Annotated in this window: 27 protein-coding genes; 11 read left to right on the forward strand and 16 right to left on the reverse strand. The window is 37.5% G+C overall.

The genetic code is table 11. From position 1 onward, the window contains the following. Positions 1 to 99: 99 nt before the first annotated feature. The 6 genes from porG (at position 100) to murI (ending at position 6,519) form a co-directional block, all read left to right on the forward strand. Positions 100 to 783 carry a type IX secretion system protein PorG gene (porG, locus tag HME9304_RS10800; RefSeq protein WP_112378608.1) on the forward strand — a complete coding sequence of 228 codons (684 nt, stop codon included), beginning with the start codon at positions 100 to 102 and terminating at the stop codon, positions 781 to 783. Continuing rightward, positions 784 to 1,524: an isoprenyl transferase gene (locus HME9304_RS10805; RefSeq protein ID WP_112378609.1), complete on the forward strand. Its 741-nt coding sequence runs from the start codon at positions 784 to 786 to the stop codon at positions 1,522 to 1,524. Next, positions 1,496 to 4,165, forward strand: coding sequence for a BamA/OMP85 family outer membrane protein (locus HME9304_RS10810; RefSeq protein ID WP_112378610.1), 2,670 nt, complete (start codon positions 1,496 to 1,498; stop codon positions 4,163 to 4,165). The genes HME9304_RS10805 and HME9304_RS10810 overlap by 29 nt, the downstream gene beginning before the upstream one ends. A gap of 99 nt (positions 4,166 to 4,264) precedes the next feature. Next, a complete protein-coding gene (locus HME9304_RS10815) occupies positions 4,265 to 5,101 on the forward strand; it encodes an OmpH/Skp family outer membrane protein (protein ID WP_112378611.1) in 837 nt (278 codons plus the stop codon). 44 nt (positions 5,102 to 5,145) lie between these two features. Beyond that, positions 5,146 to 5,655, forward strand: a complete 510-nt coding sequence (locus HME9304_RS10820; RefSeq protein WP_112378612.1) for an OmpH/Skp family outer membrane protein — start codon at positions 5,146 to 5,148, stop codon at positions 5,653 to 5,655. A gap of 84 nt (positions 5,656 to 5,739) precedes the next feature. Further along, complete coding sequence (murI, locus tag HME9304_RS10825) at positions 5,740 to 6,519, forward strand: glutamate racemase (protein WP_112378613.1); 780 nt, start codon at positions 5,740 to 5,742, stop codon at positions 6,517 to 6,519. Between the two features lie 2 nt (positions 6,520 to 6,521). Here murI and HME9304_RS10830 read toward each other — a convergent pair whose 3' ends face one another. Next, entirely contained in the window at positions 6,522 to 7,013 is a 492-nt protein-coding gene (locus tag HME9304_RS10830; RefSeq protein WP_112378614.1) for a dihydrofolate reductase, read from the reverse strand. Beyond that, a complete protein-coding gene (locus tag HME9304_RS10835; RefSeq protein WP_112378615.1) occupies positions 7,010 to 7,399 on the reverse strand; it encodes a 2TM domain-containing protein in 390 nt (129 codons plus the stop codon). Before HME9304_RS10835 ends, HME9304_RS10830 begins: the two co-directional genes overlap by 4 nt. A 55-nt stretch (positions 7,400 to 7,454) precedes the next feature. Between HME9304_RS10835 and HME9304_RS10840 the strand changes: the two genes are divergently transcribed. Both HME9304_RS10840 and HME9304_RS10845 read left to right on the forward strand, forming a co-directional pair. Continuing rightward, positions 7,455 to 8,534 (forward strand): aminotransferase class V-fold PLP-dependent enzyme, encoded by a 1,080-nt coding sequence (locus HME9304_RS10840; protein WP_112378616.1) that lies wholly within the window; start codon positions 7,455 to 7,457, stop codon positions 8,532 to 8,534. A 161-nt stretch (positions 8,535 to 8,695) separates the two neighbouring features. Further along, entirely contained in the window at positions 8,696 to 8,992 is a 297-nt protein-coding gene (locus tag HME9304_RS10845; protein ID WP_112378617.1) for an isoamylase early set domain-containing protein, read from the forward strand. Positions 8,993 to 9,015: 23 nt separating this feature from the next. Here the strand turns inward: HME9304_RS10845 and HME9304_RS10850 are convergent, their stop codons facing one another. The 5 genes from HME9304_RS10850 to HME9304_RS10870 are packed head-to-tail and all read right to left on the reverse strand — an operon-like array spanning position 9,016 to position 13,703. Further along, positions 9,016 to 9,297, reverse strand: a complete 282-nt coding sequence (locus tag HME9304_RS10850) for a DUF427 domain-containing protein (RefSeq protein ID WP_112378618.1) — start codon at positions 9,295 to 9,297, stop codon at positions 9,016 to 9,018. Continuing rightward, on the reverse strand, positions 9,294 to 10,268 hold the full coding sequence (egtD, locus tag HME9304_RS10855; RefSeq protein WP_112378619.1) for an L-histidine N(alpha)-methyltransferase: 975 nt from the start codon (positions 10,266 to 10,268) through the stop codon (positions 9,294 to 9,296). Before egtD ends, HME9304_RS10850 begins: the two co-directional genes overlap by 4 nt. A 16-nt stretch (positions 10,269 to 10,284) precedes the next feature. Continuing rightward, positions 10,285 to 11,445, reverse strand: coding sequence for an ergothioneine biosynthesis protein EgtB (gene egtB, locus HME9304_RS10860; RefSeq protein WP_112379796.1), 1,161 nt, complete (start codon positions 11,443 to 11,445; stop codon positions 10,285 to 10,287). A gap of 36 nt (positions 11,446 to 11,481) precedes the next feature. Continuing rightward, entirely contained in the window at positions 11,482 to 12,975 is a 1,494-nt protein-coding gene (locus HME9304_RS10865) for a sensor histidine kinase (RefSeq protein WP_112378620.1), read from the reverse strand. 14 nt (positions 12,976 to 12,989) lie between these two features. Continuing rightward, positions 12,990 to 13,703: a response regulator transcription factor gene (locus tag HME9304_RS10870; RefSeq protein ID WP_112378621.1), complete on the reverse strand. Its 714-nt coding sequence runs from the start codon at positions 13,701 to 13,703 to the stop codon at positions 12,990 to 12,992. Positions 13,704 to 13,928: 225 nt separating this feature from the next. Here HME9304_RS10870 and HME9304_RS10875 point away from each other — a divergent pair, with 225 nt between their 5' ends. After that, on the forward strand, positions 13,929 to 15,359 hold the full coding sequence (locus tag HME9304_RS10875; RefSeq protein ID WP_112378622.1) for a hypothetical protein: 1,431 nt from the start codon (positions 13,929 to 13,931) through the stop codon (positions 15,357 to 15,359). Positions 15,360 to 15,431: 72 nt separating this feature from the next. Here HME9304_RS10875 and HME9304_RS10880 read toward each other — a convergent pair whose 3' ends face one another. From HME9304_RS10880 to HME9304_RS17085, 3 genes are read right to left on the reverse strand one after another with little or no spacing between them, the layout of a single operon-like run. Beyond that, positions 15,432 to 15,854, reverse strand: coding sequence for an SRPBCC domain-containing protein (locus HME9304_RS10880; RefSeq protein ID WP_112378623.1), 423 nt, complete (start codon positions 15,852 to 15,854; stop codon positions 15,432 to 15,434). Position 15,855: 1 nt separating this feature from the next. After that, entirely contained in the window at positions 15,856 to 16,047 is a 192-nt protein-coding gene (locus HME9304_RS10885; RefSeq protein ID WP_239023250.1) for a cupin domain-containing protein, read from the reverse strand. Positions 16,048 to 16,051: 4 nt separating this feature from the next. Then, positions 16,052 to 16,213 carry a hypothetical protein gene (locus HME9304_RS17085; protein ID WP_206170463.1) on the reverse strand — a complete coding sequence of 54 codons (162 nt, stop codon included), beginning with the start codon at positions 16,211 to 16,213 and terminating at the stop codon, positions 16,052 to 16,054. A gap of 87 nt (positions 16,214 to 16,300) precedes the next feature. Here HME9304_RS17085 and HME9304_RS10890 point away from each other — a divergent pair, with 87 nt between their 5' ends. Further along, complete coding sequence (locus HME9304_RS10890; RefSeq protein ID WP_112378624.1) at positions 16,301 to 17,470, forward strand: acyltransferase family protein; 1,170 nt, start codon at positions 16,301 to 16,303, stop codon at positions 17,468 to 17,470. Between the two features lie 76 nt (positions 17,471 to 17,546). Here HME9304_RS10890 and HME9304_RS10895 read toward each other — a convergent pair whose 3' ends face one another. From HME9304_RS10895 to HME9304_RS10920, 6 genes are all read right to left on the reverse strand, one after another. After that, positions 17,547 to 18,371: a thymidylate synthase gene (locus tag HME9304_RS10895; RefSeq protein ID WP_112378625.1), complete on the reverse strand. Its 825-nt coding sequence runs from the start codon at positions 18,369 to 18,371 to the stop codon at positions 17,547 to 17,549. A 47-nt stretch (positions 18,372 to 18,418) separates the two neighbouring features. Then, the gene (locus HME9304_RS10900; protein ID WP_239023253.1) at positions 18,419 to 18,790 is read right to left on the reverse strand and encodes a four helix bundle protein; all 372 of its coding nucleotides are present in this window, start codon (positions 18,788 to 18,790) and stop codon (positions 18,419 to 18,421) included. Positions 18,791 to 18,897: 107 nt separating this feature from the next. Continuing rightward, on the reverse strand, positions 18,898 to 20,364 hold the full coding sequence (locus tag HME9304_RS10905; protein ID WP_112378627.1) for a NupC/NupG family nucleoside CNT transporter: 1,467 nt from the start codon (positions 20,362 to 20,364) through the stop codon (positions 18,898 to 18,900). A 9-nt stretch (positions 20,365 to 20,373) separates the two neighbouring features. Further along, positions 20,374 to 21,006 (reverse strand): bifunctional nuclease family protein, encoded by a 633-nt coding sequence (locus HME9304_RS10910; RefSeq protein WP_112378628.1) that lies wholly within the window; start codon positions 21,004 to 21,006, stop codon positions 20,374 to 20,376. Between the two features lie 89 nt (positions 21,007 to 21,095). Further along, on the reverse strand, positions 21,096 to 22,064 hold the full coding sequence (locus HME9304_RS10915) for an electron transfer flavoprotein subunit alpha/FixB family protein (protein WP_112378629.1): 969 nt from the start codon (positions 22,062 to 22,064) through the stop codon (positions 21,096 to 21,098). 18 nt (positions 22,065 to 22,082) lie between these two features. Further along, positions 22,083 to 22,829, reverse strand: a complete 747-nt coding sequence (locus HME9304_RS10920) for an electron transfer flavoprotein subunit beta/FixA family protein (RefSeq protein ID WP_112378630.1) — start codon at positions 22,827 to 22,829, stop codon at positions 22,083 to 22,085. Between the two features lie 172 nt (positions 22,830 to 23,001). Between HME9304_RS10920 and HME9304_RS10925 the strand changes: the two genes are divergently transcribed. Further along, positions 23,002 to 23,979: a pyruvate dehydrogenase complex E1 component subunit beta gene (locus HME9304_RS10925; protein WP_112378631.1), complete on the forward strand. Its 978-nt coding sequence runs from the start codon at positions 23,002 to 23,004 to the stop codon at positions 23,977 to 23,979. Positions 23,980 to 24,043 lie beyond the last annotated feature (64 nt).

Below are 24,043 nucleotides of genomic sequence, written 5' to 3' on the forward strand. Positions count from 1 at the left end.
ACAATAAAAGAGGCTAAAATCTGTTTAAAAAGGGAGAACTTTGTAACAAAAAACTCTATAAATTTTCCTTTACCCTAATATGTATAATTTTTGGATAGTATGCGGATAGTTTTGGCTATTTTATTGTGCTTAGCGGTCAAGGTCAATGCCCAGACTTATGAGATAGGTGTTTTTGCGGGAGGTGCCAATGTCATTGGTGACGTGGGTAGAACAAATTATATATTGCCCTCTGGGCCTGCTTTTGGCGGTCTTTTTAAGTGGAACAAAAGCAAAAGATATGCATGGCGCGCCAGTGTTATGTACGGAAGCTTTACGGCAGATGATTCCAAATCCAGCAAATCTTCTAGGGAACAACGTGGTTACGTTATAGATAATTCAGTTCTAGAAGCTTCGGCAGGTATAGAATTTAACTTTGTTGAATATAATCTTCACAAGCTTGGACCCGCCTTTACCCCCTATCTTTACACGGGTGTTACCTATTTTAGGTATGATTTTAATTATTTTGATGCGCTCCAAGTGCAGGATATTAACCAAAAAGAAGGTAGTTTTGCAATACCAATGACGGTAGGGGCAAAGTATCGTTTAAATCAATTTTTGGTTCTTGGTGCGGAAATTGGAGCAAGGTATACGTTTACGGACAATTTGGACGGAAGCAATCCTGAGGGTTCTAATTTTGAGCAGTTTAGATTTGGAAATATTTTAAGCGATGACTGGTACGTCTTTTCAGGTATTACATTAACGTATACCTTTGGGCGTAAACCTTGCCAGGATTGTTTTCAATAAATGCATACGCTAGAGGAACTAAACAAGAATAGACTTCCAAAACATGTAGCTATTATCATGGATGGTAATGGCAGATGGGCCAAAGAGCGCGGAAAACTCAGGATTTTTGGACACCAAAATGGTGTAGAGGCCGTTAGGAAGACCGTAGAAAACTGCGCTAAACTTCAGATTCAATTTTTAACGTTATATGCTTTTTCTACGGAAAATTGGAACCGTCCCAAAATTGAGGTCGAAACTTTAATGAAACTTCTCGTTTCTTCACTTCGGAAAGAATTAAAAACTTTAAATAAGAACAATATAAAACTTAGTGCTATAGGTAATATAGATTCCCTGCCTTCCAAAGCTCAAAAAGAACTGGCCGAGGTTATCTCCAAAACATCCAAAAATACTGGAATGACCCTCACTTTGGCACTAAGTTACGGTTCTAGGGAAGAAATAAAAATAGCAGTAAAGGAGATTGCTCTCAAAGTTAAAAATAATATAATTTCCCCGGAAAATATTGATGAAGCCGTTATTAATACTCATCTTTACACGCATTTTTTGCCAGATGTGGATTTGCTTATTCGTACCAGTGGGGAACATAGGATAAGCAATTTTTTACTTTGGCAGATAGCATACGCCGAATTATATTTTATTGACGTATTTTGGCCTGATTTTAGAGAGCATCATTTGGTAGAGGCAATATTAAGTTACCAAAATAGAGAACGACGATTTGGAAAAACTAGCGAACAACTCAATTAAGGAAACCAAAAATCCTATTCAACTATTCCTAAAATTATTACTCCTACTTCTTTTCACAACCCAAAGCTTTGCCCAAGAGACATCTTTTGAGGATGGGAAGAAATATATTTTGGGCGGTTTAACCGTAACGGGGCTTCAAAGTTATAATGAGCAGACAGTTGTTACGTATACTGGTTTACGTGTAGGACAGCCCATAACAATTCCTGGCGATGAAATCAGTGCGGTCATAAAAAAGTTATGGAGTTTGGAACTTTTCAGTAATGTAGACATGTTCTATACTAAAATTGAAGGGGATAAAATATTCCTTGAGTTGAACATTACGGAGCGTCCAACCCTTTCTAAAGTAACCGTGTTTGGTGTAAAAAAACGAAAGGTTGAGGATATTATAAATGACACCGACTTAAAAAAAGGTAAAAAAATAACGGAAAGCTTAATTGCCAATACCAAAAATTATCTTCAAAATAAATACAAGAAGCAAGGTTATCTAAATGCGAAAGTTACCATTGCTACAGCTGCAGACACTACGGGCACCAATACTCAGAGTATGGTTGTTAATGTGAAGAAAGGCGATAAGGTTAAGATTAGGGATATAGTATTTGAGGGCAATGAAAAGCTTTCTGATAAAAGATTGGCAAAATCTCTGAAGAATACCAAAAAGAAAAAGCTCTATCGTTTCTGGAAAAAATCCAAATACATAGAAGACGATTACAAAGAGGATTTATCAAGCTTGGTCGATGCTTATGCCGAAAGGGGATATAGGGATGCCCGTATCCTTTCAGATACTTTTGTAAAGGTCAACGATAAGAATATCGATTTAAAGATTACTGTTGAAGAAGGTGATAAATATTATTTTGGAGATATAAACTTTGTTGGAAACTCAGTTTACACAGATAGACAATTGAGCCAGGTTTTGGGTATTCGCAAAGGAGCTACTTATAATGGAGTATTACTTAAAGAACGCATAGCGGACGATTCCAAGCCAGATGGCCAGGATTTGACAAACTTATATCAAAATAACGGTTATTTATTTTCAAGTATAAATCCAGTAGAGGTTTCCGCAGTAAATGACACGATAAACTTTGAGATCAGGATTATTGAAGGCAAAGAAACATTTTTGAACCATGTTACGGTGACAGGAAATGATAAAACCAATGACCATGTGGTTTTCAGGGAGCTTCGTACCAGGCCCGGTCAAAGATACAGTAAGGATAATATAGTAAGGAGTATTAGGGAACTTGGCCAATTGGGCTTTTTTGATGCCGAGCAAATAGTGCCCGATATTATAAACCCAGATCCAAACGCGGGCACGGTGGATATCAACTACAGTTTGGTTGAAGCAGGTTCCAGTCAAATTGAATTGCAAGGTGGATTTGGTGGCGGTGGATTTATTGGGACCCTGGGGCTATCCTTTAGTAATTTTTCCTTAAAGAATATTTTTAATGGTGAGGCCTATAAACCTGTTCCCATGGGGGACGGACAGACTATGGCTCTTCGTTTACAGGCAAGTAGAACGTTTCGTGTCTATAGTTTAAATTTTTCAGAACCTTGGCTAGGAGGAAAAAAACCAGTACGGTTTAACCTCTCCCTGTCAAGAACCCAACAATTCGCAACCAGTTTTGATGATCGTGGTAGAATTGACAGAGATCCGGATAGAGGTTTTTCAATAACAGGTATTTCAACAGGTTTGGCAAAAAGAGTACAATGGCCAGATGATTATTTTACTATTTCGCACTCTTTGAGCTATCAACTCTATCAATTTGATGATTTCAATAACGGACTTTTTAATTTTGGTAACGGTAGCTCCAATTCCTTGAGCTACACTCTCGGAATTTCAAGAAGTTCCCAGGGACCAAATCGTATTTTTCCATTATCTGGATCTAATTTTGAAGTTACGGCAAAATTTACTCCTCCATATTCACTATTTAGGGGAAAGGATTTTAAGCAGATTAGGGAAGATATAGATGAGGCAACAGATAGGCTTTTTGAAATAGGGCCTAATTCAACATCACCTAGTGAGCAAATTGAGTTTGTGGAATTAAGTGATGAATTGGAAAGATTGGAAGAAGAAAGGTTCAAACTATTGGAATTTTATAAAATAAAGTTCAAAGGGGATTGGTACACACAATTGGTTGGAAAGTTAGTATTGCGTACCAATGCTGAACTTGGTTTCTTGGGTAGCTATAACAATGATATTGGCGATGTACCCTTTGAGAGGTTTTTTGTGGGTGGTGATGGTCTTGGAAACTTTACTTTAGATGGAAGGGACATTATACAACTAAGAGGATATGAGAACAGTTCTTTGACCCCCTTTAGCACAAATCCTATTACAGGTAATCAAGAAAGGGATGGTGGTACCATCTATAATAAATTTTCTCTGGAATTGCGTTATCCGCTTACGTTGAAACCCTCAGCCTCTATCTATGCACTTTCTTTTTTGGAAGCTGGTAATGCATTTAACAATTTTAATGAGTATAATCCGTTTGAATTAAAAAGATCTGCTGGAGTTGGGATACGTATTTTTATGCCGGCATTTGGTCTCTTGGGCATAGACTTTGGATATGGATTTGATTCAGATGCAACTCCAGGCGCAGTCGGTCCAAATGGTTGGGAAACGCACTTCATCATCGGGCAGCAATTTTAATTGAAAGAAAGTATTGTTGATTCATTCCTATAAATAGCTCATTTTAAATTATTTAGTTATTTTGGCACGATATTTTCTATGTAAAAAGCGGAATCAAAAATGAATACCAAAGTTCTTTTATCATTAGTTATTTTAATGTCGTCCTTATATGGATTTTCACAAAGAGGAGTACGTATCGGATATGTGGACATGGAGTACATCCTTGAAAATGTAGAAGAATATAGAGATGCGAATGAACAATTGAATGTTAAGGCCCAAAAATGGAAACAGGAAATTGAGCTGAAACAAAGTGTCGTTGAGCAAATGAAAAAAGATTTAATGGCCGAGAAAGTACTCTTAACGGATGAATTGATTATTGAGCGCGAAGAAGAAATACAAGTTTTGGAAACCGAAATGTTGAATTATCAACAAGATAGATTTGGTCCACAAGGGGATTTGGTCTTACAAAAACAACTGTTGATTCAGCCAATTCAGGATCAGGTTTTCAATGAAGTTCAAAAAATTGGAGGCAATAAAAGATACGATTTTATTTTTGATAAATCAGCAGATGTTGTAATGTTGTACTCCGAAAAAAGGCATGATATTAGTGACTTGGTTTTAAGGGAAATAGGTAGAACCAGAAAAATTAGTAAATCCAATAAAAAGGAGAAACAGAAAAGCCGTTTGGATAAATTTAAAGAAGAGGAAGCAGAAGAGGATAAAGAGATAAGTGAAGCATTAAAAGAGCGCCAAGCAAGAACGGAACAGGCACAGGATGAAAAAGCAAAAGCTGTAGAAGATAGAAGAGCAGAACAGTTAAGATTAAGGGAAGAGCGCAAAAAGGCTTACGAAGCCCGAAGAAATAAATTATTGGAAGAGCGTGAGGCCAAAAGAAAAGAGAAACTTGAAGAAAGGAAAAAAACTCAGGAACAACAAAAAGATTCAATACAACAATAAATATTGAAGAATTAAAATTAATACTCAAACAGTAACTTAGAATCATGAAAAATGTAAAGAAGATTGCCGTAGCCCTAGTCTTATTTGTTGCGGCTACTGGTTTTGTAAATGCACAGAACAAAATTGCCCATATTAATGTACAGCAATTACTGTCAGAAATGCCAGAGATGAAGTCGGCCCAAGCTGAGCTTAAAAAATTACAGGAAACTTATAAAGCGGATATCGAAAGCTCAATGACGGAGCTTAAAAACAAGTATACACAGTATTCAAACGAAGCAACCTCAAAATCCGAAGAGGAGAACCAAAAAAGAGCAGTTGAGCTTCAAGGGTTCGAAAAGAACATTCAAGAAGCCGAACAAGCAGCAGTACAAGAAATGCAAAAAAAGCAACAAGAATTGTTCGCACCTATTTCAGATAGGGCAAAACAGGCTATAGAAAAAGTAGCGGCCGCACAAGGTTTTCAATATGTTGTAGATGCAAGCCCGGGACTAAGCCTTATCGTTGCAAAAGGAACAGACTTATTGCCCGCTGTCAAACAAGAATTAGGTTTTTAGATTTTTGTTGTAAAAATAGTCTAGACCGCTTTTTCTTTGGAAAAGCGGTTTTTTTGTTTTAATAGCTAAAGTATATATTTGAAGATGCTCAAACCTATAGGTATTTTTGATTCTGGAGTAGGGGGAACTTCTATTTGGAAAGAAATAAACAAACAACTTCCTTATGAGAGTACAGTTTATCTAGCAGATAGTAAAAATGCACCTTATGGAATAAAATCCAATGAAGAAATATTGCGTTTGAGCATAAAGAATACCGAATTTCTTCTTCAAAAAGATTGTAAACTTATTGTGGTCGCCTGTAATACGGCCACCACTAATGCAATCGATTATTTAAGGGCCTATTATAGCATTCCATTTATTGGTATTGAACCGGCAATAAAACCGGCAGCCCTTCAAACAAAAACAAAAAAAATAGGAGTTTTAGCTACAAAAGGCACTTTGTCCAGTAGCTTGTTCCATAATACTTCAAAACTATTTGCCGAAGGGATCACCGTAATCGAACAAGAAGGAGCCGGGTTGGTAGAATTGATAGAAGCTGGTCAAATCGACTCAAGAAAAATAGAGGACTTATTAAAAAAATACATTGACCCAATGCTTGAAAAGAATATAGATAGCCTTGTTTTAGGATGTACACATTACCCATATCTAGTACCGATACTTAAAAAAATGCTGCCCAGCAAAATCAAAATTATAGATTCTGGAGAAGCAGTTGCAAGGCAAACAAAGGCGGTACTAATGAAAAATAGGTCATTGGAATTGGAAAATAACATACCTACGCATACTTTCTATTCCAATTCAAATTTGAATGTGCTAAAAAATTTAATGGATAATTATGATGTCTCAATAGTTTACAAAGATTTTTAGAACTATTGTCTGCGATAGGTCAAATAGGTAAAATTATAGGCGTGTTTCCCATCTTTTGGATGATACTCTTCTTTGACCAGACTCCAGATGTTTTTATCGATTTCGGGAAAAAATGTATCAGCTTCAAAAGAACTATGTATTCGGGTCAGCTCAATATCCGTAGCAAATTCCATGGCTTGTTCGTAAATCTGCCCCCCTCCTATAATAAAGGATTTATCCTCATTGGCAGCCAAATCCAAAGCATGCTCCAAAGAATGAACTACGGTACATTCAAATTTGGGAATATAATCTTTATCACGGGTAATCACAATATGTTCCCTGTTTGGTAAAGCTTTGGCGAAGCTTTCAAGGGTTTTGCGGCCCATAATGATTTTATGCCCTGTTGTTAGATTCTTAAATCGCTTAAAATCATCTGGCAAATGCCAAGGTAAATCGTTGTTGATACCAAGGGCATTGTTTTCTCCGGCAGCTGCAATAATGATAAATTGCTTCACAGCTCTTTTTTTTTATTGATTTGGGACAAAGGAAAATCAGTATCTATTTCCTTTTGTATCTCCGCAATGCGCTGCTTTTGCTTGCTCACTAATTTTTCCCTTTGTTGGCGCTCCCAATACTGTCCCATAAACTTATGGGTCACAAAAACATTGAATATATGGACGAACAATAAAAAAGCCCAAAACAGAATGATCCATATAGACCAATCATAGGGCTCGCCATATTTTAAGATTTTATTGGTCAATACCAGAAAAACGCTACCGATTAGAAAAATAACAAAATGGGAGAACAACTTCTTTTTTTGACGGACGCGTCTTTGCGCATTTTCCAAAAACTCATGCTGCTCTATATCAACGGGATTCTTTTGCTTCTTTTTTGATAACATTGAATGGCTATCTTTATCAACAAATATAATTGAATTAGACCCAAAAACTCCAGCAATGCAAAACTTAAGAAAAAAATTTCCAGTACTAAATCAATGTATTTATGCCAACACGGCGGCGACTGGATTATTGAATGAAGATTTAATGGAATGGCGGCAAGAACATGATTTGGATTATTTGATCGGCGGCAGTGAAATGAAAATGAAAAGTTTTGAGGCCATGTCTGACATTAAAGCTACCGTTGGAGATTTTTTTAACTGTAAATGGGAAAATGTTGCTTTGGTGCCAAATTTTACATTGGGTCTAAATATGCTTTTGGATGGATTGCCAGACAATAAGAACGTACTTTTATTGGAGAACGATTATCCCTCTTTGAACTGGCCTTTTGAAACCAGAAACTTCAAAACACAATACGTTGAGATCGATGAAAAACTGGAAGATAGCATCCTTGAAAAGGTAAAAACAGGGCATATAGATATTTTGGCGCTTAGCTTGGTGCAATGGTTGAACGGTATTAAAATTGACTTGGACTTTTTGAAAAACCTCAAAAAAGAATTTCCTGACCTTTTGATAATTGCGGATGGCACTCAATTTTGTGGTACCCAAGATTTTGATTTTCAAGCTTCCGGTGTCGATGTACTTGTAGCCAGTACCTATAAATGGCTTTTATCAGGATTTGGTAACGCTTTTGTTTTGGTAAAAGAAAAAGCCAAAGAACATTTTAAACTTAAACATATTGGCTATGCTTCAGTAGGTGGTGACAGTACCAAAAGAGAGAACATTCCATTTTGTAAACATTTGGAACCGGGACATTTGGATTCTCTAAACTTTGGAAGTTTACAATTCTCGCTCAATTTTTTGAAAGATATCGGTATCCACCATATCACAGCTCAATTGGAAAAATTATCGACTAAAGCCAAAACTGGTTTTTCGTCATTGGGACTCCTCGAAGAAAAAGTCGTACTTAGAAATATGCACAGCACTATTTTTAATATAAAGGGGGATAAAGAACTTTTTAAGAAGTTGGAACAGGAAAATATAGTCTGCGCGCTGCGCGGAAATGGAATTCGGTTGAGTTTTCACTTTTATAACACCGAAAACGAGATTGATGCCATTATGGATATACTTAAATCCTAAGAGTTAAAAATCATTTTTTTGAAAAATACACTGTTACTTTTGTAAAAGTAATCTTATAATTAGCTGCATTTTATCAATATGATAAATCTAATTTAACTTATTGTAAATAAGAGGTTTTATATATTGTTTTGTGCTTAATTGTAAATAAAGAATAAAATATCATGGCAATAAAAAAACAGTACCTTAAAAGCAAACCGATTTGTAAAGTTACCTTCACCGTACCTGCCGAAGAAGCAAAAAAAGTAGCAGTTGTTGGTGATTTCAATAATTGGAATCCAAAAGGGAGTACATTGAGAAAACTAAAAAATGGCACCTTCAAGGGTACCTTTGAGCTTCCAAAAGAAAACACATATGAGTTTAGATACTTGGTAGATGGAGCATATATGAACGATTCCGAAGCAGATCGTTTTCAATGGAACGATTATGCAGGAACAGAAAATGCTGTTTTGGAAGTATAATATCCAATGTTGCCATTGAGGCACTAAGCCTCAATGGTGACTCCTTTCCAAAAGGCCACTTTCCCCTTTATAGATCTGGCAAGTTCACTGGTTTCTGGGTAGTACCAAGCAGCATCGGTATTTTCTTTTCCATCCACTTCCAAAGAGTAGTAAGAGGCAACACCTTTCCAAGGGCACGTGGTATGTGTATCGCTCGGTCTAAAAAATTCCTTTTTAATACTATCCTCCGGGAAATAGTGATTGTTCTCTATAACCACGGTATCGTTGCTTTCAGCTATAACTGTGTTGTTCCAAATTGCTTTCATGTATTTTTTTTAAAAACGTAATTTTTATAGTCTTGTTTAGAGTCGGTAAACTCCGTTATTATTTCAAGTCCCGCTTTTTTGGCTAGCCACTCTACAATAGCATCATCATATTTTTGGGAAATTTCAGTATGGATGGTTTCCCAAGCTTTTAGCCGTACTTGCAGTTCCAAGCTTTCAATAAAAACTTCCTGTTCTTCTTTTGATACCAGATAGCTTTTCGCCGTTCCCGTTTCTGGATCATAAACCTCCCAATGTAGAAATTTGTCCAAGTCAAAATCTGCATCCATTTCCTTGTTTATACGGGCCAAGATATTCTTATTGAATGCTTCGGTGATACCAGTTTTATCATTATAGGCATCCAATATGGCCTGCGGATTTTTCTTTTGGTCAAAGCCCATAAAAATTAAATCCCCTTCATTGACCGAATCCCTCATGTTTTTTAAGAATTCAACCGCTTGTGGATGCAACAGATTCCCGATGTTTGAACCTAGAAAAAGAATAATTTTTTTTCTATCGTTGGTATTGCCAATATCACGTAGTGTATCAAAATAAGTGCCTTGTAGCGTATTTATCTCAACTTGTGGAATTTCTTTTTTCAAAGATTCCTCTAATTTGTCCAGTGCGTTTTGACTAATGTCTATGGGCCTATAATCAAAAGGAATCCCTTTTTCTACAAAATGGCGCAGCAGTATTTTTGTCTTCTTGCCGTCACCCGCTCCAAGTTCAAAAAGACTGAAGGGTTCTTCGTTCTTTCCAAATAGCGCTGCGATTTCGTTCTTATTTTCTTCCAAGATATTGAACTCGCAATCCGTTAAATAATACTCTGGCATTGCCATAATATCCTGGAATAGCTTGTCGCCTGTTTCATCATAGAAATATTTGGAGGATAAATGTTTTGGGTATGCTGTCAATCCCTCATAAACCTCTTGCTCAAAAGTTGAGGTGAACGTTGTTGTTTCGTTGTCTTGCATGAATAATATGTCGTGATTATCTGGCCAACCTTAAACCGGTGAACTGCCATCTTAATTGGGGGTGGAAAAAATTTCTATAGGTGTGTCTCGTATGCTTTTTGGGAGTGGCCACAGAGCCTCCCCTAAGTACTTTCTGGCTTACCATGAACTTACCGTTATATTCACCAAGTGCTCCGTCTGCTTTTTGATAGTTTGGGTAGGGCAGATAGGCACTTTCAGTCCATTCCCAACGTTTGCCCCAAGGAAAGAAGGATTGTGCACCTTCCCATTCAAATTCAGTGGGAAGCCGATAACCTTTCCATTGCGCGTAGGCAAAAGCTTCAAAGTAGGAAATATGGGTGAGTGGTGCTTCTTCTTTTACTTTTTGGAGACCTTGGGAAGTATAATGATACCATTCGCCATCAATTTTATGCCAATATAGCGGTGATAAGACTTGATTCTGATTAACCCAATCCCATCCTTCTGCATGCCAGATATCAAAACGCTGGTAGCCACCGGCTTTTATAAATTCGATATAGTCCCCATTGGTAACCAACTTATTGGAGATTTCATAAGAATGCAAATACACTTTGTGCTTCCCCAATTCATTGTCATAACAGAAATCATTGGAGTCATATCCGATGTCGTAAACTCCTTCTTCAATGGAAATCCAATCTTGCTGATGTGTTTCTATGGGGTGGTCATTGAAAGTATTTGAATATATGGGCAATAACGGATTGTTGCCCAAAATATATTTAATATCTGTCAACAATAACTCTTGATGTTGTTTTTCATGATGGATTCCAATTTCCAAAACTGAATTCACCTCATCGGTCTGATCGGTTTCAAATAACTTTTTAATACTCTCCGTAACATAATTTCGATATTCATATACCTTTTTTACAGATGGTCTGGATAGATTTCCCCTGTCTGAACGTACCACCCTTTTACCAACAGTTTCATAATAGCTGTTAAAGACAAAAGAGAAATCTTCGTCAAACAAAGTGTAATTCGTTGCATAAGGTTTTAGGATAAACTCTTCAAAGAACCAAGTGGTATGTCCCAAATGCCATTTGGGTGGACTTACATCCACCACGGGCTGAACGACATAATCTTCAATTTCTAAAGGTTGACAAATATCCTCAGAGTGCTTTCGGGTCTCTAAAAAAAGACCCAAAAGGGAATCGGTAAGAATCATAGCAATGTTTTTCATCCTAAAGATAAAAAATATGGTTTAGTTTACCGAATAAACCGGAAGACTAAAACTAAAGGAAGTACCTTCATTTGGTTTGCTAAAAACTTTGATACTGCTGTTGTGTATCTCCATAATCTTTTTAACTATTGCCAAGCCCAGACCCGTACCTTCTTTTTCTTGACCAACCTTTGTTTGGCGATAGCGCTCAAAAACCAATGCATGATTTTCCAATTGTATTCCAGGCCCGGAATCTTTTATCGTGATTTCTACGCGATTATCAACAGTAGCTATTTTTACGATAACTTCACCACCCTCAGGGGTAAATTTTAAGGCGTTGTCCATTAGATTTTGAATGGCCCGCTCAACCAAGGAAATATCTGCAAAAACCAAGGGAACATCTTCTTGCATGGATAATTTTAAATCGATATGCTTCTGTTCTGCAAGAATGGAATAATTTCTATGGATATCATTGGCCAGTTCACTGATCAAGAAAGGTTCTTTTTCAGGTTGAATTTGGTTGGCTTCCAATTTTGAATATTCAAATAGTTGGGAAATCAATTTGGAGAGCCGTTCACTGCTTCGTGAAATAATTTTTAAATATTCATTTCGTTCTTCGGAAGAAAGTTCAGCATCTTTCATATGCAATGTTTCAATATAGCCTTGAATTACTGAAAGCGGTGTCCTGAGATCGTGCGAGATGTTCGCTATCAATTCTTGCCGAAGCTGTTCCACGGACTTGATTTTTTCAATATCGGATAAAATAGTATCGGCCATGCTATTGTAGGTAGTGGCCACATTCGCCAAATCTGTTTTTTCCGCATTTTCGATACGATACTCCAAATCTCCTTCTTGAAAGCGTTTTGCCGCATAAATGATTTTTCGCAGACTTCGGGTCAGGTACCAAATGGCAAGAATTCCAAGCATAGTTGCAAAAATCAAGGTTAAGATTGAACCGCCCAGACCCAATCTCATAAAATAACTATTAAAGAGATCACTGCGCGTGGCCAAAAAATCTTCACCTGCAAGAATGATGTAGACATAGCCTTCATGTTCATCTTTATTAAATTGGGCAGCTGAAAAAATGGTCTGTTTGGATACATCTTTTGGGTCGTCACCTAGAATATAATTAGCTCCTTTTTCGTTGATAAATTTTTGAATTGGTGCTAAATCCACTTTTTTCTGTTTCGTTTCAGGGGCATCATGATCAAGCACTACGGAGTACTGGACGTTACCTTCTTTATCCAGCAAATACACCTCAATAGCTCTGTTTACGGCCATCATATCGTGCATAATATCCCCAAATAATGCTTTATTTATAGAGCCTGTAGAGTCAAACGGATGTGTATCCTTAAATTTTTCATCGATTAGGTCTTGGGCCAGATTTGCATGTAGACGTTGGGTGGTCTCGTTGAAATATTTGTTGGAAAGGTATATGGATGAGATGGTATAACCAATACCTGCCAGCAAAAGAATGGCCAAAAACGAAAGTGTGAGCTTTAAGATGAATCTAACGGATAGTATACTGTTTTTCATACATGATGGTTTGGTTAAGCGCCTATGAGTTCTTCATTGAACTTGTAACCCACGCCCCAAGTGGTCAAAATAAATTTTGGATTGCTCATATCGGGCTCAATTTTGGAACGTAACCGGTTAATATGCGAGTTTACGGTATGCTCGTAGCCCTTAAAGTCATAGCCCCAAATCATGTTCAGCAGCTTGGAGCGATCATAGCTCTTTCCGGGGTTGGAAGATAAAAGCACTAAAAGTTCAAATTCTTTTGGGGACAGTTCTATTTTTTCTCCATCCAAAAGCACTTTGCGCATGTCGATGTTTATCGATAGCATATCAAACCGCATAAGTTTTGGATTCTTGTTCAAAGTCTGCTCTGCAATATCCATTTTCTGTCTTCTAAAAATGGCCTTTACCCTAGCTATGAATTCGCGAACACTGAATGGCTTGGTCAGATAATCGTCTGCGCCAACCTCTAGTCCCAGTACTTTATCTATCTCTTCAGAACGTGCCGTGAGCATAAGGATAGGGGATTTTATATTTTTGGCCCGTATTTTTTGACAAATTTCAATACCATCCATTTCCGGAAGCATCACATCCAAAATAATGAGATCGGGATTTTCATTGATTGCCTTTCTAAGTCCAACATCACCTCTGGTTGCCGTTAGGATGTTACAGCCCAAATCCTTAAGATGTATTTCTAAAAGGCGGATGATTTCAATATCGTCTTCAACAATTAAGACTTTCTTCATAATAAAACGAATTAAGGAGTAAAGTATCACGAAAAGCTCACCGTTTTATATAAACTTTTATACGATACTCTTTAAAAAGTCTGGATTTACTTCAAATCTTTACAAAATAGGTTTGATTTTAATGTAATTATTTGATAATCAAATATTAAAAAATCTTGACTTTTATGTGATACTTCCGTTACAACTTCATTCTTCATTTGTAGGGCAATTTAAAAACAAAGAAAAATGAGCAACTTAAGATTGTTATTGATGCTATTGGGTGTCGGAATTTTATTGGTTTCCTGCAAGGGGGAAACTGATGATGATAGCCCAATCGTACTGGATGCCGGAACACTTTCCGGAGGACCTTTTACTTTTACCGTTGATGGAATTCCAGACATGGTAAGCGGGATTACTTTGAACGCCAATGATTTGGTCGGTAGTAATACAGGTTATGTAATTACAGATGATGCTGGAAACATTTTAGGCCTTCCACCAACATTGGAGGCCGTTGAAGGAGTGGATTTTGATGAAGCTGGAGCTGGAGTATGTCTAATTTGGCATATTGTATATGTAGATGGTCTTCAGGGATTGGAAGCTGGATTGAACACTAGTGGATTATCTGGAGAATATGACCTTTCAAATTCATTGACCGTTACTAGAAATGGTTTAAATGCAGGTATGCTGTCCGGCGGTCCTTACGAATTTATTGTAGACGGCAACCCTGATATGGTGAGTGCTATATCCCTGGACAGTTCACAACTTAACGGTGATACACAGACCTATGTGATTACGGACGATTCTAAAAATATTCTGGGAATCCCTCCGACTTTGGATGCCGTAATGGGCGTTGATTTTGATGGTGCAGGTGTAGGCTCTTGCTATATATTTCATTTGACGTACTCTGGTGAAGTATCTGGATTGGAAGGTGGACAGAATTTGAACGACCTGTCCGGTAATTTTGCACTTTCCAATTTTGTTATGGTCAATAGAAATGCATTGAATGCAGGTTCTATTGCGGGTGGACCTTACACTTTCACCGTGGATGGTACTCCAGATATGGTAAGTGGAATTTCTTTAGATACCGATGATTTGACGGGAACTAAGCAAGGATGGGTGATTACAGATGACAAAAACAATATTTTGGGACTGCCTCCTACGATCGATGCCGTTGAGGGTGTGAACTTTGATGGAGCAGGAGTAGGGGTTTGCTTAATCTGGCATATAACCTATGAAGAGGGGTTGACAGGTTTGGAAGCAGGAAACAATGTTTCTGATCTGGTCGGGTTCTATGCGCTTTCCAACGCATTGACCGTGACCAGAAATGGATTGGACGCGGGTGTTCTTTCAGGGGGCCCTTATACATTTGTAGTTGATGGAACTCCGGATATGGTCAGTGGACTTATGTTGGACGATACCAATTTGAGCGGAACAAAACAGACCTACGTAATTACGGATGACAAGAACAATATTTTGGGGATTCCTCCAACTATTGATGCCGTGCAAGGTGTTGACTTTGATGGAGCAGGTGCTGGGGTATGCTTAATTTGGCACTTGACATATGAAGAAGGTTTTACAGGATTGGAAATGGGAAAAAATGTAGCTGATTTTGAAGGTTTCTATGGGTTGTCCAATTCGGTCACAGTAACAAGAAATGATATGAAAAAGAAGTATTAGTGAGCTTGTTTGATTGTTTCTTAGAGACACCTAGGCGAAGGCTTAGGTGTTTTTCTTTTGGATATTCTCTTTTTAATTGTTTACATAACCTTGATCCCAAGTTTTTTTTACGTCATGGTTTCTTAGGTCGCAACCAAAATCTACTACCGCTTTTAGATTCATAAGCACCGAAACCCAACCTGAATGTACTTCATTATAATCGCTTTCGTTTACTCCTTTATTGATCAAGAACAAATCACAACTATCGTTTTTGGTAGATTCAATTTTGAATTTTACCAGCGAATCAAAATAGTCGATATGAAATTCCTTATTTGGACTGACTTTTAGAATTTTACTGTCATAAGTTTCGCCATTGGGAAAAACAAAATGAATGATATTGCCATTGTCTTTGGCATCTTCGGCCCAAAAACTTTTCCGACCTTCTGAAGTGGTCAGCAAATTAAAGACTGATTTAGAATCGGTATTCAGGCATATTTTCCAATTAATTGTTTTCATCTTAAACTTCTTGTTCAAAAGGGTCATCATATCTGTCTCCCCTGGTTGTAGGTTCTGAAATAACGATAAATTCCAAGTTTTCGGATTGGCGATTCAGGATTCGGTGTTTTGTTTTCGGAGGAATATGTATTCCGCTTCCTTTATCAATTTCAATAACTTTATCTTCTATCTCAAAAGTAGCTTTTCCACTCAATATTCTAAAGAATTGTTGTGAAACGTTGTGGTAATGCTTTTTTTCTGATGTACCCCGGCGGCATCAATTCTTCTATTATGCTTAAACTTTGGGATTTTACCAAATGCCATCCACTGCAACCCCTGCCCCATACATAATATTCGCTGTTATCCTTGTTTTTTTTCACTATAAGATTTTATACAAAGTTATTATAGTGGGCAACCATTTTTAAAATTTTCATGTCTATCATAATTGTAACTAACTTTTATTCTATATGGGCAAGCGTCTTTATTACATTGATTGGTTGAGAGTTTTAGCATTTTTGACACTTATTTTATTTCATTGCGCGGTCCCTTTTGTCGAAAACTATACTTGGGAAATCAATAATAAGGAAACTTCACCTTGGATAACTAGGATAATTTGGTGGACGCATCAATGGCGACTTCCCTTATTATTTTTTATAGCCGGAGTTGGGGTTAGATTTTCATTGAAAAGACGCTCTATTTTGACTTTTTTTGGAGAAAGAACTTTACGGTTATTGATTCCTCTTGCGTTTGCCATATTTTTTGTTACTCCAATTCAAGTATACTTTGAATGGATGCAAAACGGCAGAATCAACATGAATTTCTTGGATTTCTATCCACAGGTCTATAATATTATTCCTTATCCAGAAGGTGCATTTACTTGGAGTCACATGTGGTTTGTTGCATATTTATTTGTTTTTACAATTTTATTGCTGCCATTTTTTTCACTGGCAAAAATTAAATGGTTCAGTCATAATAAATCAAGATTAAATATATTTTTCTCTTGGCCAATTGCTCATTTGCTTCTATCCGTACCATTTATTATTTATTTCTATACACTATATATTGATTGGCCAGAACAAGGTAGTTTGATAGATGATTGGTTTGTATTTACTACTTCAATTACCTTTTATTACTTTGGATTCCTTTTCAGTGCGATTGATTCTTTTTGGAAATCTTGCTTAAAATACAGGAGATTTTTTATGTGTATAGCGCTTACAATGGCTACTATTTTATTTATAAAGTACTATTGGAATTGGGAACTGAACAAACCTAAAGAAGAAAATTTAGATTTATATGTGTATGGATTTTTCAATGGAATCCATATTTGGACGGTAATCTTAACATCCATTGGATATGCAATGAAATATCTGAATTGTTCCAACACTTATTTGAGTTACTTGAATAAAGCCATTTATCCATTTTATATACTTCATCAGGCAGTAATTGTCGCTTCAGGTTATTATGTTCTTCAATTAAGTATAAGTATAGGTTTGAAGTTATTATTGTTGATTATGATATGTGTAATTACTATCTGGGCTTTGTACCATTTTATTATCAGAAAAACAGCAATAAGCAGATTATTATTTGGGATGAAGTGGAAAAATGAAAACGATACTAAACCTGAAGTTATTCCCTAAAAAATAGACAGCTATTTTATTTGGGAATAATAATTCTTTGTCTATTTGAACAAGACTTATAAAACTTTTTTAATCCTTAAACTGCAACAACCCCTTTAATATGGGGATGTGGATTATAGTCCACCAATTCAAAATCATCAAAAGTAAAGTCGAAAATATCTTTAACTGTTGGGTTGAGTTTCATTTTGGGCAAAGACCTTGGCTCACGACTTAATTGTAGTTCTACCTGCTCCATGTGGTTGTTATAGATATGGGCATCACCGAAAGTGTGGATAAAATCCCCGGGTTGGTAACCGCAGACCTGTGCTATCATTAGAGTAAATAATGCATAAGAGGCAATATTAAAAGGTACGCCCAAAAAGATATCCGCGCTACGCTGGTACAATTGGCAGGAAAGTTTACCATCCGCCACATAAAATTGAAAAAAAGCATGACATGGGGGTAAGGCGGCTTTTCCTTGCGCCACATTTTCAGAAAAAGAGATTGAAGTATCCGGCAATACACTGGGATTCCAAGCAGAGACCAACATTCTACGGCTATTAGGGTTGCTTTTAAGGGTTGAAACCAATTCCTTGATCTGATCTATTTCTTCGCCGTTCCAATTGCGCCATTGGTATCCGTAAACGGGTCCCAGATTACCGTTCTCATCGGCCCACTCGTTCCAGATACGCACCCCGTTTTCTTGTAGATAACCCACATTGGTATCTCCTTTTAAAAACCATAGCAGTTCATGCACAATGGATTTTAAATGCAGCTTTTTGGTGGTCACCATAGGAAATCCTTCCGAAAGGTCAAATCGCATTTGATAGCCAAAAACGCTAATAGTTCCTGTTCCTGTACGGTCTCCCTTCTGATTTCCGTGTTCCAAAACATGTTTCAGTAAGTCGTGGTATTGTTTCATAGCCTGTAAAGGTAAAGGGTGATGGGTAAAAGTTAAAAGGTTGGCTACTAGGATTTATTATATTTTATTAACGATGCGATTCTGCGTTGTAAAAGTTGGATGCTATCAATTATGGGTTCTAATTCTTCTGGCGCTATAAATCTTAAATCTTCGCAAAGTATTAAGTGTGTTTCTAGTTCATAAGAAGAACCTAAACTCATTTGAAGAAATCTAGCAAAATCTTTATTGGAGTCTTTGCCGCAGCCTTCAGCAATGTTAGCTGGAATAGAAACTGCACACCTATTTATTTGCGAAGTAAGGCCATATCTTTCAGTTTCTGGAAGTATTTTGGTCAAATTATAAGTCTTTTTAACCAATATTCTACCTTCTTTCCAAACTTCAAGCTCTCTAAAATTTCTCATTACGATTATATCGTTCAAAAAATTAGAGGTTGATTTTTATTTGCTTTTACCCTTTACCCTTTACTCTTTACCCTTTACCCTTTACCCTTCACCCTTCACCCTTCACCCTTCACTCAAAATCCATATCACCCAAGAATCATCCCAGCAATAGTAGCAGATAAAAGCGAGGCTAAAGAACCGCCCAAAACGGCTTTCATCCCAAATTCCGATAAGGTTTTACGCTGTCCCGGAGCAAGTGAACCTATACCGCCAATTTGAATACCAATGGAAGCAAAATTGGCAAAACCGCATAACATATATGTTGCCATAATCACGGATTTGTTATAGGTAAAGTGTAGATTGTTGGTCATGGTCTTTAACTCAGCCAATTGGATGTAGCCAACAAATTCACTGGCGGCAAGTTTAATGCCCAAAAGTTGGCCCATAAGCATAATATCTTCATTTGCCACACCGATCAACCACATGAGCGGAGCAAAAACGGTCCCTAAAATAGCTTCAAGAGAGAAATTAGTGTAAGGTGAATTTGCAGCAATCCATGTGTTCAGGGTCATAAAATCACCAACCCAATCCAAGATGCCATTAATCATCGCTATGAAAGCTATAAAAACCAATAACATGGCACCTACATTAACGGCAAGTTTTAACCCTTCGGTAGTTCCATTAGCGATTGCATCCAAAATATTGGAGCCTATTTTTTCTGAAGAAACTTTTACATCGGTATTCACTTTTTCGGTCTGTGGATATAGAATTTTGGATATGACAATAGCACCGGGAGCGGCCATTACAGAAGCTGCCAACAAATGTTTGGCAAAAACCAATCGCAGCACAGGGTCGTCACCCCCTAAAAATCCAATATAAGCTGCTAAAACTGCACCTGCCACTGTCGCCATTCCCCCAATCATAACCAAGAGAATTTCGGATTTGTTCATTTTTTCCAGATAAGCTTTTATGAGCAATGGTGCTTCGGTTTGACCCAAAAAAATGTTTCCTGCAACCGAAAGACTTTCAGCACCCGAGATGCCTAGGGATTTAGAAAGCAACCAAGCCAATGCCCGTACTACTTTCTGGATGATACCCATATAAAATAACACAGAGGTCAATGCAGAAAAGAAAATTATAGTGGGCAATACTTGAAAGGCGAAAATAAAACCAAATGTGTCCATATCAACTACCAAACCTTCAAAAAGGAACTGACTTCCCGAACGCGTAAAATCTAAAATACTAACAAAAACCTGACCAACTTTTTCAAATCCATATTGTACAAACGGTACTTTGAGAACTCCAAAGGCAATCAGTAATTGAAGAGCTAATCCAATGCCAACTGTTTTCCAATTAATCGCTTTTCGGTTGGAACTAAACAAAAATGAAATCAAAACCAAAACGGCCATTCCCAAAATACCTCTCAACATGGTGGTTACGGTAAAACCTTGGTTGGGAATTAATTGTTGTTGGGATTTTTCCAATAAAATATCATCAATTAGAGGTACATCCACTGCTATGCTCAATGAATCTGCAGAAATAGTGTTTTGTGCGAAAGAAGCAGAACAAATAAACAATAAGAATATCAGGAAACCTTTGGTTTTGCGGCCCATGTAAAAGGTTTATTTGCGCTTGGAAATTTCGTCCCTTAATTTGGCAGCTTTTTCGTAGTCTTCATTGGCTACTGCTTTGTCCAATTCTTTGTGGAGTTCATCCAAGGTAAGTTCTCTATAGCCTTGTGATGATGAACCTGATTCTATTTCTACGGTTTCACCCTCCTGAAGAATTTCATCTACCACTATGCTGTCATCATCTTCATTTTCATCGTTCTCTTTTGAAGAGAATTTCAGAAATATTCCAGCTTTGTCCAAGATGGTTTTATAAGTAAAAATAGGGGCATCAAAACGTAGTGCCAAAGCAATGGCATCACTTGTCCGGGCATCAACGATTTCCTCCACTTTATCACGTTCGCATATAATGCTCGAATAGAAAACGCCATCTACAAGCTTATGTATGATGACCTGCTTGACCACGATTGAAAAACGGTCCGCAAAATTTTTGAAAAGATCATGGGTCAACGGCCTTGGAGGTTTTATCTCTTTTTCAAGGGCTATTGCGATGGATTGTGCTTCAAAAGCACCAATAACTATGGGAAGTTTTCTATCTCCATCCACCTCATTCAAAATAAGGGCATATGCACCATTTTGTGTCTGGCTGTAAGAGATTCCCTTTATTTTTAATCGTACTAAGCTCATATTATCTTCCTAAAACCAAAAAAGCCGTTCAAATAAGTGGCGATACCAGTTATCTGAACGGCCCCTTGCAGAGGGCAAATTAACAAAAATTAAGCGTTTTGGGCTTTAAATTCCTTTAATTTTTCGATGAGTTCCGGTACTACCTCAAAGGCATCACCAACTATCCCATAATCTGCGGCCTTAAAGAACGGAGCTTCAGGGTCGTTGTTGATTACAACTTTGGTTTTGGAGGCACTGACTCCCGCCAAATGTTGAATGGCTCCAGAAATACCGATAGCGATGTATAGATTGCTCGCAACTGGTTTACCGGTTTGGCCAACATGTTCACCGTGAGAACGCCATCCTAAATCAGATACTGGTTTGGAACATGCCGTAGCAGCACCTAGAACTTCGGCCAATTCTTCTATCATACCCCAATTTTCTGGACCTTTGAGTCCTCTTCCGCCTGAAACGACGACGTCTGCATCTGCGATAGTTGCTTTACCAACAACTTTATCGATTTCAACGGATTTAGTGGTGAAATCTGAATCGCTCAATGAGGGACTGAAATCTTCCACTGTTGCAGAAATAGTATTTTCATGAACACCGTACGCATTGTTTGAAACACCAACGACTTTTGTTTCAGAGGTGATTTCTGTATATGCAAAACCTTTATTGCTAAAGGCAGTTCTTTTAACTATAAATGGTGATGTGCTCTCTGGTGCCGCGACAACATTGGGAACATAGCCTGCATTTAATTTAGCTGTTAAAATTGGGGCCAAGAACTTAGTGTCCGCACTTGAACTTACAATGATTACTTTGGCTCCTTCGGCTTCTGCCGCCTGTACTATGGAGTTTGCATAAGCTTTTGCATTGAATGTTCTCAACTTTTCATCGGAAACTTTCAATACTTTGGAAACGCCATAATTGCCCAGTGATGCTTCATCTTCCGGGTTTATGGAAATCGCCGTGACCGTTTCACCTAAATCTTGAGCAATTTTATATGCATAAGAAGCTACTTCAAAAGCGTTCTTTTTAAATTTTCCTTTATCTGATTCGGTATATACTAATACTGACATATTTTTTAATTCTGATTTTTAAATCACTTTAGCTTCATTATGTAATAACTCCACGAGTTCTTCAACATTATCGGCATCAATCAACTTAACCGGCCCTTTAGCTGCCGGCTTCTCGAACTTTTTATCTCGTGTTGGCTTTGGAGCATCAACAGGGTCGACTACATTAAGGGTCTTTTTGCGCGCCATCATGATTCCACGCATATTGGGAATACGAAGATCACTTTCTTCGACCAATCCCTTTTGGCCACCTATTACTAATGGGAGGGTTGTACTTATTTTTTCTTTTCCACCATCAATTTCCCGCATTGCGGTTGCGTTGTTGCCATCAATCTCTAGGTTGATACAAGTATTTACAAAATTCATGTCCAATAATGTGGCTAAAATACCTGGAACCATACCTCCATTATAATCGATGGACTCCCTGCCAGCAATTACAAGGTCATAACCTCCATTTTTTACTATCTCTGCCAATTGCCGTGCAACAAAAAAACCGTCTGTAGGATCTGCGTCGATTCTTATGGCTTCATCAGCTCCTATGGCTAGGGCTTTACGTATAGTTGGTTCTGTTTGAGGCCCACCAACTGTGGCTACATGTACAGCAGCTCCCTGTTTTTCTTTGAACCACATGGCGCGGGTCAATCCAAACTCATCATTGGGATTGATAACAAATTGTACCCCGTTTGTATCAAACTTGGTATTCCCTTCAGTAAAATTGATTTTTGAAGTAGTATCCGGTACGTTGCTAATGCAAACTAAAATCTTCATATTTCTCTTTAGGTTTAACGTTTCAAAGATAGCTATAAAAATATGAATTTTATTATGCATGCATAATAAAATTTGTTCTTTTTTTTGGTTTTTATCACCTAATTATTCATGTATATTTTCCTATTTTTGCTTGCATTTTGATGCAATGAACTAACATTTTTAGTACTATTCAATGAAAACACTACAGTTTAGGGAAGCCATTCAACAGGCAATGTCCGAAGAGATGCGAAAAGATGATACCATTTATTTAATGGGTGAGGAGGTTGCCGAGTATAATGGAGCCTACAAAGCGTCTAAAGGTATGTTGGACGAATTTGGACCCGAACGTGTAATTGATACCCCTATCTCAGAATTGGGTTTTTCAGGTATTGGTGTTGGTTCAGCAATGATAGGTAACCGACCCATTATTGAATTTATGACCTTTAATTTTTCCTTGGTCGGGATAGACCAGATTATCAATAATGCAGCAAAAATCAGGCAAATGTCCGGAGGTCAGTTTCCGTGTCCCATAGTCTTTAGGGGCCCAACAGCTTCAGCGGGGCAATTGGCCGCAACACATTCGCAGGCCTTTGAAAGCTGGTTTGCCAACTGTCCTGGACTAAAAGTTGTTGTGCCGTCAAATCCAGCCGATGCCAAGGGATTGTTAAAATCAGCTATCCGTGATGACGACCCTGTAATTTTTATGGAATCCGAGCAGATGTACGGGGATAAGGGAGAAGTGCCGGAAGGTGAATATACGATTCCGTTGGGTGTTGCGGATATTAAAAGAGAAGGAACAGATGTAACTATTGTATCTTTTGGAAAAATTATAAAAGAAGCTTATAAAGCTGCCGATGAACTTGAAAAAGATGGTATAAGCTGCGAGATAATCGATTTAAGGACTGTGCGTCCCATGGATTATGAGGCTATCTTGAACTCTGTAAAGAAAACTAATCGATTGGTTATTTTGGAAGAAGCATGGCCTTTTGGCAATGTAGCCACTGAAATTACGTATCAAGTTCAAGATAAAGTATTTGATTATTTGGATGCACCTGTAGTAAAATTGAATACGGCCGATACGCCCGCACCATATTCTCCGGTACTTTTGGCCGAATGGTTACCAAATCATGAAGATGTAATTAAAGCTGTTAAGAAAGTGTTATATAAATAACATACTTATATTTGTAAAGTATATTAGCCCCTTCAACAATTGTTGAAGGGGCTTTTTTAAGGGA

The organism is Flagellimonas maritima (genome assembly GCF_003269425.1).
Lineage (GTDB): Bacteria > Bacteroidota > Bacteroidia > Flavobacteriales > Flavobacteriaceae > Flagellimonas > Flagellimonas maritima.

What these genes read in the sequence shown, in the direction of transcription:
- HME9304_RS10815 (WP_112378611.1), top strand. Translation starts at nt 4,265, where the DNA reads ATGAATACCAAAGTTCTTTTATCATTAGTTATTTTAATGTCGTCCTTA.
- HME9304_RS10835 (WP_112378615.1), bottom strand. Translation starts at nt 7,399, where the DNA reads ATGTTATCAAAAAAGAAGCAAAAGAATCCCGTTGATATAGAGCAGCAT.
- HME9304_RS10865 (WP_112378620.1), bottom strand. Translation starts at nt 12,975, where the DNA reads ATGAAAAACAGTATACTATCCGTTAGATTCATCTTAAAGCTCACACTT.
- HME9304_RS10840 (WP_112378616.1), top strand. Translation starts at nt 7,455, where the DNA reads ATGCAAAACTTAAGAAAAAAATTTCCAGTACTAAATCAATGTATTTAT.
- murI (WP_112378613.1), top strand. Translation starts at nt 5,740, where the DNA reads ATGCTCAAACCTATAGGTATTTTTGATTCTGGAGTAGGGGGAACTTCT.
- HME9304_RS10875 (WP_112378622.1), top strand. Translation starts at nt 13,929, where the DNA reads ATGAGCAACTTAAGATTGTTATTGATGCTATTGGGTGTCGGAATTTTA.
- HME9304_RS10895 (WP_112378625.1), bottom strand. Translation starts at nt 18,371, where the DNA reads ATGAAACAATACCACGACTTACTGAAACATGTTTTGGAACACGGAAAT.
- HME9304_RS10910 (WP_112378628.1), bottom strand. Translation starts at nt 21,006, where the DNA reads ATGAGCTTAGTACGATTAAAAATAAAGGGAATCTCTTACAGCCAGACA.
- HME9304_RS10905 (WP_112378627.1), bottom strand. Translation starts at nt 20,364, where the DNA reads ATGGGCCGCAAAACCAAAGGTTTCCTGATATTCTTATTGTTTATTTGT.
- HME9304_RS10805 (WP_112378609.1), top strand. Translation starts at nt 784, where the DNA reads ATGCATACGCTAGAGGAACTAAACAAGAATAGACTTCCAAAACATGTA.
- egtB (WP_112379796.1), bottom strand. Translation starts at nt 11,445, where the DNA reads ATGATTCTTACCGATTCCCTTTTGGGTCTTTTTTTAGAGACCCGAAAG.
- HME9304_RS10870 (WP_112378621.1), bottom strand. Translation starts at nt 13,703, where the DNA reads ATGAAGAAAGTCTTAATTGTTGAAGACGATATTGAAATCATCCGCCTT.
- HME9304_RS10820 (WP_112378612.1), top strand. Translation starts at nt 5,146, where the DNA reads ATGAAAAATGTAAAGAAGATTGCCGTAGCCCTAGTCTTATTTGTTGCG.
- HME9304_RS10925 (WP_112378631.1), top strand. Translation starts at nt 23,002, where the DNA reads ATGAAAACACTACAGTTTAGGGAAGCCATTCAACAGGCAATGTCCGAA.
- HME9304_RS10850 (WP_112378618.1), bottom strand. Translation starts at nt 9,297, where the DNA reads ATGAAAGCAATTTGGAACAACACAGTTATAGCTGAAAGCAACGATACC.
- HME9304_RS10845 (WP_112378617.1), top strand. Translation starts at nt 8,696, where the DNA reads ATGGCAATAAAAAAACAGTACCTTAAAAGCAAACCGATTTGTAAAGTT.
- porG (WP_112378608.1), top strand. Translation starts at nt 100, where the DNA reads ATGCGGATAGTTTTGGCTATTTTATTGTGCTTAGCGGTCAAGGTCAAT.
- HME9304_RS10890 (WP_112378624.1), top strand. Translation starts at nt 16,301, where the DNA reads ATGGGCAAGCGTCTTTATTACATTGATTGGTTGAGAGTTTTAGCATTT.
- HME9304_RS10880 (WP_112378623.1), bottom strand. Translation starts at nt 15,854, where the DNA reads ATGAAAACAATTAATTGGAAAATATGCCTGAATACCGATTCTAAATCA.
- HME9304_RS10915 (WP_112378629.1), bottom strand. Translation starts at nt 22,064, where the DNA reads ATGTCAGTATTAGTATATACCGAATCAGATAAAGGAAAATTTAAAAAG.
- HME9304_RS10920 (WP_112378630.1), bottom strand. Translation starts at nt 22,829, where the DNA reads ATGAAGATTTTAGTTTGCATTAGCAACGTACCGGATACTACTTCAAAA.
- egtD (WP_112378619.1), bottom strand. Translation starts at nt 10,268, where the DNA reads ATGCAAGACAACGAAACAACAACGTTCACCTCAACTTTTGAGCAAGAG.